Genomic DNA, 13489 nt, shown 5'->3' on the forward strand with positions numbered 1-13489 from the left:
GACGCCCACAAACTAGCCTCTCTTCATGAGCCCCGCAGTCCGCTCCGACTGCGGGGCTTTTGCTATTCACCTAGTCGTTGGGGACAGACTTAAATGAGTAGTCCAAAACGGGTGCAGTTTCTTTTGAGGTCCTCAACGGGAAAATGCATCCCGGAATTTGGCCGAAAAGCGGGATGTTGTTTCCCAAACGGACTGCTAGCGGAAAGCGCATCTTACCATTGAGTTCCAAAGTGGGATGCGCTTTCCGTACCGGCGGTTCCTGGCAATCTGGGACTACTCATTTAAGTCTTTCCCCAATGACTACACCCAATGACTAGTAGTAGGCCCACATGGCTTCGATTTCGTTGAGGACCTCCACCACGCCCCAGCGGCGGGCGCTGCGGCTGGCCGAGTTGGGGTCGTAGACGCCAATCTGGTTGGCATCGTCGATGCCGTAGAGCACGATATAGTGGCCTACGTTGGTAAACGTGCCGGGGCGCACTGCGGCGATGACGGGCGCACCCGAGCGAAGTGCTTGGGTAATCGATTCGCGATTGTTATAGAGCTGTGTTCCGTTGAGCCCCAGCTGCCACGCACCGCCTGTCATAAACGACCACTCGGTGGCACCAGTGGGGGCGTAGTTGCCGGCTTCGGCCAGTGCGCATATATCGACCGGCGTCTTATCGGTATGGCCGGTCTTAAAGATATAGACCATGGTGAGGCAAGTGGGACCGCAAGCGTTTTCGCGAATAGTGCCACCGGCATAGGGCAGCTCCGACCATGCGGGGTCAATTTGGTAGATGTGGGGCATGGTGCCGGGCTGCCACTGCGAGCGTGGGGTCGAGAACGCAAAGGAGTAACCGGGTGCGACGGGAGCTTTAAGCAGCTTGTCCTCGGCAGTGGGCTCGAGACCGGCTGATCCGTGAGAGATACAGGATCCCAAAAACACAAAGACGAGGCAGGCGGCGATGGAGCAAAACGCAAGGCGTAGGCGGCGGGCCGGAAGCGCGTGACTTGTGGTGTGCGACGCGGGGCGAGGGGCGGAATTGCCGCGATCGCGTTGAGGTCGCGAAAAGGAGCGCTTAACGTAGTAGTCGGTCTTACGGCGATCGTAGCGGCGTGGCTGCGATGTGTTGGTCTGGCGTTGGCGTGTGCTCGTACTCATGCGGTCTGACTGCTGCACGGTACGGCTTTGTTGCCGCGAAGAAGCCCCGAGCTGCTCTTGGGGGCGCTGCGGGTTGTCGTTGTCGGAGGTGCTTCTGGGCGTTGGCGTGGTGCGGCCGGCAAGGCGCACGCTTTGTGGCCGTTGGTCGCCGTCATTGTATCCATATGCCATTCGAATCACCTTGCCTCATGTGTAACTTGTCTATCCTACATAAAAAGAGGCGCGACACATGGGTATGTGCGCCAAAAGCCTGACAAATGGTATGAACGTTGCCGCGCCGCGCGCCAAGCGTCACGGCAACAGGTATTCAAAAGCAGACAAGATGAAAGCGTCCAAGACGAATGACGTCTTCCGCCGTTCGTCCCAAAAACGGCGCCGCTCGTTTTGCAGTTCTGCCTTCGGTCGAGCCACAAGCGGCGCTGCTGCGCCAAGGCCGTATCTTAAAGCCACGAAATAAAAGCGCGCGGCAAAACAGACCGCGCAAGGGGTGACGCCAAAGAGGCGTCAATAAGGAAAGGAGGGGAACAATGGCGGACAAGAACGCAGAAGTTGCAGTCGAAGGTAACGGCGGCATGAAGAAAACGCTTTCGCTCTGGAACTTCTTCACCATCGGTTTCGGTGCCATCATCGGTACTGGTTGGGTCCTGCAGGTCGGCGACTGGATGGTCGTGGGCGGCGGTCCCGTTCCCGCTATGATCGCATTCCTCTTGGGTGCAATCTTCCTCGTGCCCGTCGGAGCTGTTTTCGGTGAGCTCACGGCTGCTATCCCCATCTCGGGCGGCATCGTCGAGTATGTCGACCGTAGCTTTGGCCGTACGCTGAGCTACATCACCGGTTGGCTCCTGGCCCTGGGCAACGGCATCCTGTGCCCGTGGGAGGCCATCGCCATTTCGACCCTCGTGTCCGAGATGTTCGGCAGCCTGCCCGGTCTTGAGTGGCTGCGCGCCGTCAAGCTCTACACCATCTTGGGCGCCGACGTTTACTTGTTCCCGACGCTAATCGCGCTCGGCTTTGCAGTCTACGTCATCTTCCTCAACTTCCGCGGTGCCAGCTCGGCCGCCAAGCTCCAGGCCTTCCTGACCAAGGCTCTGCTCTGCGGCATGCTGCTCGCCATGGGTGTCTCGCTGTTCACCGGTTCGCCGGAACACGCCATGCCCGTGTTCTCCCAGGTCACCGGTGCTGGCGGCGGCAAGCCCGCTACCGAGGGCACCAGCCTGTTCGCCGGCATCGTGTCGGTCCTGGTTTTGACCCCGTTCTTCTACGCCGGCTTCGATACCATTCCTCAGCAGGCTGAGGAAGCAGCCGAGGGCCTCAACTGGAACAAGTTCGGCAAGATCATCTCCCTGGCCCTGCTGGCCGCCGGCGGCTTCTACATGGTCTGCATCTACTCGTTCGGCACCATCCTCGACTGGCATGAGTTTGTTAAGAGCCCGGTTCCCGCGCTTGCCTGCCTCAAGGGCATCAACATGCTCCTGTACCTGGCCATGCTCGTCATCGCCACGCTTGGACCCATGGGCCCGATGAACTCCTTCTACGGCGCCACGAGCCGCATCATGCTCGCCATGGGCCGCAAGGGCCAGCTGCCCGAGAAGTTCGCCGAGGTCGATCCCAAGTCCGGCGCTCCCAAGCTCGCCTGCGCCGTTCTGGGCGTCATCACCGTCATCGGTCCGTTCCTGGGCAAGAACATGCTCATCCCTCTGACCAACGTGTCGGCTCTCGCCTTCATCTTCTCCTGCGGCATGGTCGCCCTCGCTTGCCTGCGCATGCGCTTCACCGAGCCCGACCTGCCTCGTCCCTACGAGGTGCCCGGCGGCAAGTTTGGCATCAGCCTCGCTGTCGCTGCCTGCGCCGTCATCATTGGCCTGCTCGTGGTCCCGTTCTCTCCCGCCTCCCTCAACATGGTGGAGTGGAGCATCGTGATCGGCTGGCTGGCCGTTGGCCTGGCCCTCATGGCCTTCACCAATTCCCGCAAAAAATAACGCCTAGCCGGGGCGGATCGGGTGCGCGGACCCCTCTCTTCCGCGCACCGAACCCGGCACCACTTGGGTAGCTTTGTGAGGCCATAACCCAACATGGCCTCGCCCACTATATGGATCCATAAGGAGGAACCATGTCCACTAAGTACGCAATCGTTGGCGGCAAGCTCATCGACGGTACCGGTGCCGAGCCGGTCGAGAACTCCCTCGTTCTCGTCGACGACAACGGCAAGATCGAGTATGCCGGTACTATGCAGGACCTTCCCGAGGGCGTTGAGGTTATCGACGCCGCCGGCAAGACCGTCCTTCCCGGCCTGATCGACACCCACCTGCACTTCTCGGGCAACCTGACCGACGATGACACCGACTGGGTCATGCAGCCGCTCCTCGAGAAGCAGGCCGTCGCCGTCAAGCAGGCCTACGACTGCCTCACCCACGGCCTCACCACCGTCTGCGAGATCGGCCGCTTTGGTATCCAGATTCGCGACTGCATCGACAAGGGCGTCTTCAAGGGCCCGCGCGTTCTGGCCACTGGTCTTGGCTTCTGCCGCGTTGCCGGCCACGGTGACTCCCACCACTGCACCCAGGAGCTCAACAAGGAATCCCATCCCTGGGGCGACCAGGTCGATGGTCCTTGGGATCTGCGCAAGGCCGTCCGTCGTCGCCTGCGCGAGAACCCCGATGCCATCAAGATCTGGGCTACCGGTGGCGGCATCTGGCGTTGGGATTCCGGTCGCGACCAGCACTATTGCTCCGAGGAGATCCAGGCCGTGGTCGAAGAGGCAAAGATGGTCGGTATCCCCGTGTGGAGTCACTGCTACAACAACCACGCCGCCGCCTACGACTCCGTTCGCTTTGGCTGCGAGCAGCTGATTCACGGCTTCGATATCGATGAGCGCACCATGGACCTCATGGCCGAGCAGGGCACCTTCTTCACCCCGACGATCGCCTTCCTGCCCACCTGGTACGCCACCTATCCGCCCGTCTACGTCCCCGAGCTGCACGACAAGTACGAGGGCACCCTGGTCGAGAAGGAGCTGCAGCGCAACTACGACTGCCTGCGCGAGGCCAAGAAGCGCGGCGTCGTCATGACGATCGGCTCCGACTCCTTCTCCTTCGTCACCCCGTACGGCACCTGCTCCATCGAGGAGATGTACGAGTTCGTCGACAAGATCGGCTTCACTCCGGTCGAGACCATCACCTGCGCCACCCTCAACGGTGCCAAGATGTGCCACATCGAGGACGAGACCGGTTCCATCGAGGCCGGCAAGTGCGCCGACCTGCTGGTTGTCAACGGTGACGTCGCCGCCGACATCCACGTGCTCAACACCGACAACATGGACGTCATCATGAAGGATGGCTGGATCGTCGAGGCTGGCACTTTTGGTGAGGCTAACAAATACAGCGCCTAAGATACCGTTTGTCGATGGCTTGATGTAAAACACAGTTTTTGATTGCATAATGCAATGGAGAGGGTCGCTTGCGGCCCTCTTTATTGCTATGGGTGCTAAGGACAAGAGGGGATGACGGTGGATTTAAACAGGCTGATTCTGGGCAAGAGCTACAACTCTACCAAGGTCTTTCGTACGGCCCAGCATGTGGTTCAGGCCATCCTGCTCGGTATTGTCGTTCCGGCGCTTATCCTGCTGCTTATCTGGGATTTAACCGATAATCCCAATCCCGTTCCGGGCGTTGTCGTTATTGCCGGCCTGGTCATGCTGTGCTTCTTTTTCTCGTATGTCTTTGTGGTCCCCGACGACCTCACATCGAGCGCAACCGACCGTACGCTCGCCATCGCATCAAAAATATTCGCCTACACGTCGCGCGGCCTTACGCCCGAAGCGGCCCTGGGCGCCTCTAAAATTATCCTGTCCGAGACCATCGCCTCTGCCATCTGCTTTACCGATGGCAAACAGGTGTTGGCAAGCTGGGGCGAGGACTCGGCAAAGTGCCCTGCCGGCACCCCGGTTGTGCTCAAGACCACGCTCAACGTGATCGAGTCCGGCGAGCAGAGTGTATTTTCGCGCGACGCCTCCAATGAGACGGGCGGCTATTTTCCCCGCCTGCGCGCCGGCATTGTCGCGCCGCTTACCGTGCGCGGGCATTGCGTGGGTACGCTCGAGCTGTACTATCCCCGCCTGAGCAGCATCGATATGCGCCAGACGGCGTTGGCCTCGGGTTTTGCCGACCTCATCTCCACGCAGCTCGCCAGCTTTGAGCTCGAGCGCCAGGACGAGCTCACAGCCCGCGTGGAGCTTCGGGCCCTGCAGTCGCAGGTCGACCCGCATTTTCTGTTCAACACCATTAGCACGATCGTGTCGCTCGTTCGAACCGAGCCCGACAAGGCGCGATCGCTGCTCATCGATTTTTCCAATTACTATCGTCAGACGCTTTCTGACTCCGATACGCTCACCACGCTCGAGCACGAGGTGGAACAGGGCACTCGTTATATCAATCTTATGCAGGCCCGGTATGGCGACGGCCGTCTGCGCGTTTCGGTCGACATCGACTTTGAGGTGCGCGACAGCCTGGTGCCGCCGTTTATCTTGCAGCCGCTGCTCGAAAACTGCATCAAGCATGCGCAGCGCGAGACCGAGCCGCTTTCTATTCGTGTTAGGGCTTTTGAGACCGATGACGGCTTGGAGATCATCGTCGAAGATGACGGCATCGGTATGAGCGAAGAAGTCTGCGCGCATCTGTTTGAGCAACATCGCCGAGAGGAGCCCGAGAGCATTACCGCCGACGGCTCCATCAAGCGAGGTTGCGGCCTGGCGCTCTTCAACGTGCTTCAGCGCATCCATTTCTTTTACGGAGAAGATTCCGGCATGCGCGTGGAGTCCCAGGAGGACGTGGGGACGCAGGTTATCGTCGAGCTGAACGGCGAGCCGCATGAGCCGGCGCCGTTGACGGCGTAGCACGCGAGTATATTGAGGAGAGAGAGGAAGCGCACATGTCCGAGGGCTGGAACATCCTGGTGGTTGATGACGAGTCTCCCATCAGGGCTGAGCTACGCTATCTATTGGAGAAGGACGCGCGCGTGGGGCATATTGCCGAGGCGGGCAATGTCACCGAGGCCGTGGAGTCGATTCTCTCGAGCAAGCCCGACGTGTTGTTTTTGGACATCACGATGCCCGGCCGCTCGGGAATTGAGCTTGCCGAGACGCTGCAGAACTTAAAGACGCCGCCGGTGGTTGTGTTTGTGACGGCGTTTGCCGAGTTCGCCGCCGATGCGTATAACCTCGATGCGGTCGACTATATCGTCAAGCCGGTCGAGGACGCACGCCTGTCAAAGGCACTCGGCAAGATCGAGGCAGCCTTGGGTGCCCGTCGTGTTGTCCACGCTCCGCGCCAGCCTTTGCGTCTGACGGTGGATCGCGGGGGCAAAAAGGTGTTCATTCCCGCCGCAGACGTCTGTTACTTTGAGGCGCGCGCCGATTTTTGCAACGCCGTCTGCGCCGAGGGAACCTACCTGATCAATGAGTCGATCTCTTCGCTCGAGCGTCGCTTGGGCTCCGAGGGCTTTATTCGCGTTCATCGGAGCTATCTGGTCAATTTGGAAGACGTGCACAATGTTGAGATTGGTTCCACGGGGTTGATGGAGCTCAGGCTCGACCGCGTGAGCTCGACGGTGCCGGTGTCCCGTCGTCGTGCCGCCGAGGTCAAGTCGCACCTGGGGCTTGCGTAAGAGGCTTGCGTGTCGTCGTTTACCATCGCAGGTTTGGCATGGGCGCGCGGTGGGCATAATGGGTGGAATCGAATGAAATCGAAAGGATTATTATGCCCGCGCTTATCACCCATCATCTGTTTGGCGAGGAAAGCATCGACCGTCTTCCGCAGGGCGTCATCACGTCCGATGAAGAGCGCATTGCCTTTATCTTGGGCAACCAAGGCCCCGACCCGTTTTTCTTTCACATTCTGACACCGCGTGTTTCCGACTGCACGCTGCTGGCGCAGGTCATGCATCGGTCGCGCATGTCGCGTCAGTTCTCGTGTCTGCGCGATGGCGTGTCGCACCTGCTGCCGCGTGATGCCAACCTGGGCCGTGCGTTTGCGCTGGGCCTGCTGTCTCATTACGTGCTCGACCGCAACGCCCATCCCTTTGTCTATGAGCAACAGTTTGGCATCGTGGAGTCCGATTCAGAGCTTGAGGATTCGAGCAGTCAGGTCCATGCCGTGATCGAGAGCGACCTGGATGTACTGATGCTGCAGCTTAAACGCGATGGCGCTACGGTCGACGATTACCCGCCGGCGGGCGAGATCGTCACCACCGATCGCATCAATCGCGTGGCCGGCGTGCTGATGAGCTATGTTGCCGGACGCGTGTACGGCATTGACATTCCGGCGGGGGAGTACGGTGCTGCCGTTGCCAATATGCAGCGACTTTACCGCGCGATTGAGCCGGCCGGCTCCGCAAAGACGCGCGCGATCTCGCTGGTTGAGGGCTTGGTGCACGACTACTCGCTGCTCGACGGCCTTGCGCACCGCGTGACGACCGAGCTGCCCGAGCGTACCGGCAACCTGGGCCACTTGGCATGGAAGAACCCCTTTACCGATGAAGTCTCGACCGAGAGCTTCCCCGAGGTCTTTGACCGCGCGCTGCTCGATTACGAGTGCACGGTTGCCCGCTTTATCGAGACCGGCGATATGGAAGCCGTGACCAACCATGTCAATTACAGCGGTCGCGTGCTCAATGCCGATGAGGAGTTCGACCGCGAGGAATAGGGCTCATGCGTGCCCCTTTGCCGAATCCTTACCGGTGCTTCTGGACAATTGGGGTACGATGAACTAACTGCATATCGGGTAAATACGAAGGGTCCCTGTCCATGAAATACACCAAGCTCGAGCGTAACTGGGTTATGTACGATGTGGGCAATTCGGCCCTCGTGCTGCTCAATACCTCGGTGGTGCCCATTTACTTTAACGCCATCAATACCGGCGCTTCCTCGGCCGACCTGGTGGTCGCTTGGGGCAATGCGCAGACGATCGCCTCGCTGGTCATCGCCATGCTCATGCCCATTCTGGGCGCACTTGCCGACTACGCCGGCAACAAGATCAAGTTCTTCTTGGGCTTCTTCCTCACGGGCCTGGTGCTTTGCCTGGCGCAGGCTATCCCAATGTCCGCCATGGCATTTTTGACCGTGTACGTGCTGTGCACCATCGGCCTTAACTCTTCTATGACGTTCTACGACGCCATGCTGCCCGACATTACCACCGACGAGCGCATGGACGCCGTGTCCAGCTCGGGCTATGCCTGGGGCTACATCGGTTCCACCGTGCCGTTCGTCATCTGCCTGGCGCTCATCATGGGTGGCCCCGCCCTTGGCGTCCCTACCATGCTGGCAACGCGTCTGTCGTTTATCATCACTGGTGCCTGGTGGCTCATCTTTACTCTGCCGCTCATTCGCACCTATAAGCAAAAGTACGGTCGCGAGCGCGGTCCCGAGGATACCATCGGCCACATCGTGGGCGGTGTGTTCTCCGAGGTCGGACACACCATGCGCGAGATTGCCCACAATAAGACCGTGCTGGTCTACATGATCGCGTTCTTCTTCTATATCGACGGTGTGCACACGGTCATTTCCATGGCCACCAGTTACGGATCGGCCTTGGGCATCGATTCGACGCAGCTGGTGCTGGCGCTGCTCGTTACGCAGTTCGTGGCCTTTCCGTCCGCCATCATCTACGGCAAGCTCGCCGGACGCGTGGGCACGCTCAACATGATCCTGGTGGCGGTCGCCGCCTACATGGGGATTGTGCTGTTCGCCGCGTTCTTCCTAAAGACCGCCTTTGAATTCTGGGTGCTTGCCATTATGGTCGGCCTGTTCCAGGGCGGTGTGCAGGCGCTCAGCCGTAGCTACTTTGGCCGCATTATCCCCAAGGAAAAGTCCAACGAGTACTACGGCTTCTTTGACATCTTTGGTCGTTATGCAAGCGTTATGGGCACCTTCCTGGTGTCGGTCGTCACCTCGCTGACCGGCAACCCGTCGCTGGGCGTCCTTTCCATTGGTGTGCTGCTGGTCGTTGGCTTTATGCTGCTGGTCCGCCTGTCCCGCATGACTCGGGCGGCAGAGCATGCCGCATAGGAGCGAGCGGCTATTGTGCCTGTCCACGGTACTCTTTTGGGGCTATCCGCAATAAACATTGCGACTTGCGAGCAATGATTTGCCCAAGTGGGTATGATGGAATCAGCTAGGTCGCGGGGCGTCGCCTGTGTTTGGCGGCGTCCCGTTTTTGTGTTGCAGGGAGGGTAAGGCATGAACGCCACGGTCGTGATTCCAACGTATTGGGCGGGTGATGACGCTTGCGCAAACGCCCCTGGCACCTATGATCATTCGACGCGACTCAACGCCGACAATCCCGAACTCGACCGCTGCCTGGTCTCGCTTGAGCAGGTACGTGACATCCCGCGCATCATCCTTTTGGTGGTCTGTCCCGTTTCTGCCACAGCCGATGTGTCGCTGCGCGTGCGCGAGATTGTCGACGCGCATCCCACGCTCAAGGTCACCGTTGTCACCAACACCCAGGCCTCGCGCATCGCAGACCGGGTTGCTCAGATCGCGCCCAAGGGTTCGGGCGAGTGCGTGAGCCTGCGAGGCTACGGTGCCATCCGCAACATGGGGCTAGCCTGTGCCGCTGTGCTGGGGCATGACGCGGTTATCTTTTTGGATGACGATGAGACTGTCATCGACGCCGACTTTATGAAGCGCGCGACCTATGCGTTGGGGCAGCAGACGCGTCAGGGCTTGCCGATCTTGGTCAAGAGCGGCTATTTCTACGATCGCGACGGCTCGCCGCTGGCTCCCACGGACAAGGCGGGCATCTGCCATCGTTGGTGGACCAAGCGCATCGAGTTCAACCGTTGGATGAAAAAGGCGCTCTCGGGCACCCGCATCTCGCGCTCCAACTACGTGTGCGGCGGCCTGATGGCCCTGCACGCCCGCGCCTTTACGCGTGTGGCCTTTGACCCGTTTATCACCCGCGGCGAGGACTTGGATTACCTCTTTAACATGCGCATGTTTGGCTACGACGTGTGGTTCGATAACGAGTGGACCGTGCGCCATCTGCCTCCGGAGTCCGAAAAGCGCTCACCGCGCTTTATGCAGGATGTATACCGTTGGTACTACGAACGGGCCAAGTTGACATTCGCCGCGCATCAAAAGGAGCTCATTCCCGTTACGGCGGCATCACTCATGCCCTACCCGGGCCCGTGGATTTCGCGCGAGCTCGACGACCGCGTGCGCAAGACCGCTATGGTCCGCAGCGTGTTTACCCGCGAGCATGAGGGCTACCTGCGCATTTGGCGCCATGGCATCGACGAGGCAAAGGCCTATGCGCGCCAAAACGCTGCAAGCTACCTGCGTTTCCAGAGCTTTTGGCCCAAGATCATGGACGGGCTTTGGCGTGACGCACAACTGATCAGTATCCTGGAGGGGGCCGAATGATCGACCGCCGCGCCCAGCGCGATAGTTCAATATCAATCTTTCGCATCATTGCCGTTGCCTGCGCCATTTGCGTGCTGGTGTACTTTATTTTTGCCTTGGTGACCGGTATCGAGCCGATCGCCACGGTGATTGCCTGCGCGCTGCTGTGCATCTTTCTGTGCATCTTTATCTTTTTGACGCTCAATCCCGATTCGGTGCGCTCCCAGTACACCGAGGAGACGCTCTCGGTGGCTTCGGCCATGCTCGAGGACATTAAGGGCGGTCTGACGCAGGAGTCGGCGCGTTTGGTGTGCCGGCGCATTTTGCCCGAGACGCGCGCCATGACGGTGGCCATCACCGACGAGGGCAACGTGCTTGCCTGCGCGGGAGAGTTTGAGGAAAAACTACTGCCAGATTCTCCCATCCACACGCTTGCCACACGCTACGTTATCGAACATGGCATCGTGCAGTCGTTCAACCGTATGGTGGATGTCGTGGGCTCGGACGGCTCGCACAACCAAGTTCCCGCCGGCATTATCGCCCCCATCAAGGTGGGCGATCGTACCGTCGGCACGCTCAAGTTCTACTACAAGACCCCGCGCGCCGTCGACCGTACCCAGTACGCGCTTGCCTCGGGCTTTGCCGAGATCTTGTCCACGCAGCTCGCCATCCACGAGCTCGAGGTGCAAAAGGAGCTCACGGCGCGCGCCGAGGTGCGTGCGCTGCAGGCGCAGATTAACCCGCACTTCCTGTTCAACACGCTGAACACCATTGCATCGTTTACGCGCACCGACCCGCTGCGGGCCCGCGAACTGCTTCGTGAGTTCTCATCGTTCTATCGTGCCACACTCGACAACTCGGGATCGCTTATTCCGGTCTCGCGCGAGGTCGCACAGACCAAGCGCTACCTTACCTTTGAGAAGGCCCGCTTTGGCGAGGACCGCGTGCTTGCGACGTTCGATGTGTCCGAGGACGTGGAAGATACGCTGGTGCCGGCGTTCGTGATCCAGCCGATTGTCGAGAACGCCGTACGTCATGGTATGGGCGATGACGACGCCCTGAGGATCGACGTGACCGTTCACCAAGACGGCGAGGATGCAATCTTGATTGCCGTGGCCGATAATGGCGTGGGCATGGATGAGGGTACCGCCGCCAGACTGTTTGACGAGCGCTCTGCCCGTCCCGACGCCAGCTCTCCCCAGGGTGGCGGCGCCGGTGTGGCCATGCACAATATTTCAGAGCGCATCCATCGCTTTTATGGGCCGCACTCCTATACGCGTGTCGAATCGGCGCCGGGCAAGGGCACCAAAGTGCTCCTTCATCTTGATTTGTCAGAGAGCATCTTTGACATTCAAGAGTAAAATAAAAGGCTACGGGCTCAACGTCATGCGACGGATGCCCGGCGTAGTTAGTTGACGAAAGGTTTTATCCCTATGCTGCGTGCGATGATTGTGGATGATGAGGCGCCGGCTCGCTCGGAGCTTCGCTTCTTGCTCGAGCAAACGGGCAAGATCGGCACGATCACGGAGGCGTCGAGCGTCCGCTCCGCCATCGAGATGCTTATGGAAAGTCGCGTGGATGTCGTGTTTCTCGATATCTCGATGCCCGGTGCCTCGGGCCTGCAACTTGCCGAGGCGCTGCATAAGCTCAAAAATCCGCCGGCGATCGTATTTGTGACTGCGTATAGCGACCATGCGGTCGAGGCATTCGACGTGGATGCCGTCGATTATCTGATGAAGCCGGTCGAGGAAGCTCGCTTGGATCGCGCGATCGAGAAAGTCATGCAACGCGCCAAGCCGGTTACGGACAGCAAGGTGACCATCGAGCGTATCCCGGTGGAAAAGGGCGGCCGCAAGGTGCTCATTCCCGTGGACGACATTCGCTTTATCATGGCCAAGGACGATTACTCCTGCATCTATACCGTCGATGATCGCTTTTTGTCGACGACCTCGCTGGCGCAGTTTGAGGCCAAGCTCTGCGACTTTGGCTTCTTCCGTGTTCACCGCCGCTATATCGTCAACTTGGCGTGCGTTACGGACGTCGAGACGGTGCCCTCGGGCGCCATCCAGCTGGGCATTACGGGCGTCGACGAACGCGTGCCGGTTTCGCGCCGCCGCGTCGTGCCGCTCAAGAAGGCCCTGAGCCTCTAGCACACTGGCCCCGCAGCCCTGTAGACCCATCGTCTGCGGAGCCGTGGGGCCTTTTTTGTATGCATCTGCCGAATCGTTTTTTTGCGGAAGGGATCCCATGAACAGTGCAAGCGCCAAGCGTATCGACATCATCTCGGACACCCACGGCTATTTATCGCCTGCGCTCCTGGACGAGCTTGAGGGCGCAGACCTGATTATCCACGCCGGCGACCTTACGTCAGAGATGGACTACGAGCACCTATGCACCATCGCCCCCGTGCGGGCCGTACTGGGCAACAACGATTACTACCGCGACTACGGCCCCGATGTAGACCGTCTTGCGCTCTTTACTTACGAAGGCCTCAAATTCGCCGTAGCCCACTACCGCGAAGACCTTCCGGTGGGATCCGTGGACGTAGCCATCAACGGCCACACCCACGTAACCAAAGAAGCCCAAGTGGGCCGCTGCCTAGTCCTCAACCCGGGCAGCGCCAGCTACCCCAGAGGCAGCCGAGGCCCCACCATGGCCAGAATGCTCGTCAAAGACGGCAAGATACTGACCACTAAGTTTATTGACTTGGACTAACCGCAACAAAAACGGGGGATGCAGATGCGTCCCCCGTTTCCATTTGAGCCAAAGGCAGAGCTTCAACAAAAACAATCAGACCAACCCCGCCGAGGAGCACGCGGGCTAGCCGCGCAGCGGCGCACGCCCGCAAAACTGGTTGAATAATGTGACGGCAGGGAGGGCTTCCGGGGCTGAGGGCGGGGGTTAAGTTTGTCGCGAGTTCCGCACGCAAAGGAAAGCACTTAATGTGC

At 59.7% G+C, this 13489-nt stretch carries 11 protein-coding genes; 10 read left to right on the forward strand and 1 reads right to left on the reverse strand.

The window, feature by feature from the left end; translation table 11 throughout:
- Window positions 1–313 precede the first annotated feature (313 nt).
- Window positions 314–1315, reverse strand: a complete 1002-nt coding sequence (locus tag DXD24_RS10295; protein WP_233502392.1) for a C39 family peptidase — start codon at window positions 1313–1315, stop codon at window positions 314–316.
- 356 nt (window positions 1316–1671) lie between these two features.
- Here DXD24_RS10295 and DXD24_RS09820 point away from each other — a divergent pair, with 356 nt between their 5' ends.
- From DXD24_RS09820 to DXD24_RS09865, 10 genes are all read left to right on the forward strand, one after another.
- The gene (locus tag DXD24_RS09820; protein ID WP_117646630.1) at window positions 1672–3123 is read left to right on the forward strand and encodes an APC family permease; all 1452 of its coding nucleotides are present in this window, start codon (window positions 1672–1674) and stop codon (window positions 3121–3123) included.
- 131 nt (window positions 3124–3254) lie between these two features.
- A complete protein-coding gene (locus tag DXD24_RS09825; protein WP_055310078.1) occupies window positions 3255–4532 on the forward strand; it encodes an amidohydrolase family protein in 1278 nt (425 codons plus the stop codon).
- 117 nt (window positions 4533–4649) lie between these two features.
- On the forward strand, window positions 4650–6035 hold the full coding sequence (locus DXD24_RS09830; protein ID WP_233502393.1) for a sensor histidine kinase: 1386 nt from the start codon (window positions 4650–4652) through the stop codon (window positions 6033–6035).
- Between the two features lie 35 nt (window positions 6036–6070).
- The gene (locus tag DXD24_RS09835; RefSeq protein ID WP_117646632.1) at window positions 6071–6805 is read left to right on the forward strand and encodes a LytTR family DNA-binding domain-containing protein; all 735 of its coding nucleotides are present in this window, start codon (window positions 6071–6073) and stop codon (window positions 6803–6805) included.
- Between the two features lie 92 nt (window positions 6806–6897).
- Entirely contained in the window at window positions 6898–7842 is a 945-nt protein-coding gene (locus DXD24_RS09840; RefSeq protein WP_117646633.1) for a zinc dependent phospholipase C family protein, read from the forward strand.
- A 101-nt stretch (window positions 7843–7943) separates the two neighbouring features.
- Window positions 7944–9203, forward strand: a complete 1260-nt coding sequence (locus tag DXD24_RS09845; RefSeq protein WP_117646634.1) for an MFS transporter — start codon at window positions 7944–7946, stop codon at window positions 9201–9203.
- Between the two features lie 171 nt (window positions 9204–9374).
- Complete coding sequence (locus DXD24_RS09850) at window positions 9375–10562, forward strand: glycosyltransferase (RefSeq protein WP_117646635.1); 1188 nt, start codon at window positions 9375–9377, stop codon at window positions 10560–10562.
- Window positions 10559–11902, forward strand: a complete 1344-nt coding sequence (locus tag DXD24_RS09855) for a histidine kinase (protein ID WP_055310084.1) — start codon at window positions 10559–10561, stop codon at window positions 11900–11902. Before DXD24_RS09850 ends, DXD24_RS09855 begins: the two co-directional genes overlap by 4 nt.
- A gap of 72 nt (window positions 11903–11974) precedes the next feature.
- Window positions 11975–12691 (forward strand): LytTR family DNA-binding domain-containing protein, encoded by a 717-nt coding sequence (locus DXD24_RS09860; RefSeq protein WP_006235156.1) that lies wholly within the window; start codon window positions 11975–11977, stop codon window positions 12689–12691.
- 97 nt (window positions 12692–12788) lie between these two features.
- Window positions 12789–13256, forward strand: a complete 468-nt coding sequence (locus DXD24_RS09865; protein WP_117640999.1) for a YfcE family phosphodiesterase — start codon at window positions 12789–12791, stop codon at window positions 13254–13256.
- Window positions 13257–13489: the final 233 nt, after the last annotated feature.

The organism is Collinsella sp. TF12-2AT, from assembly GCF_003436735.1.
Taxonomy (GTDB): Bacteria; Actinomycetota; Coriobacteriia; order Coriobacteriales; family Coriobacteriaceae; genus Collinsella.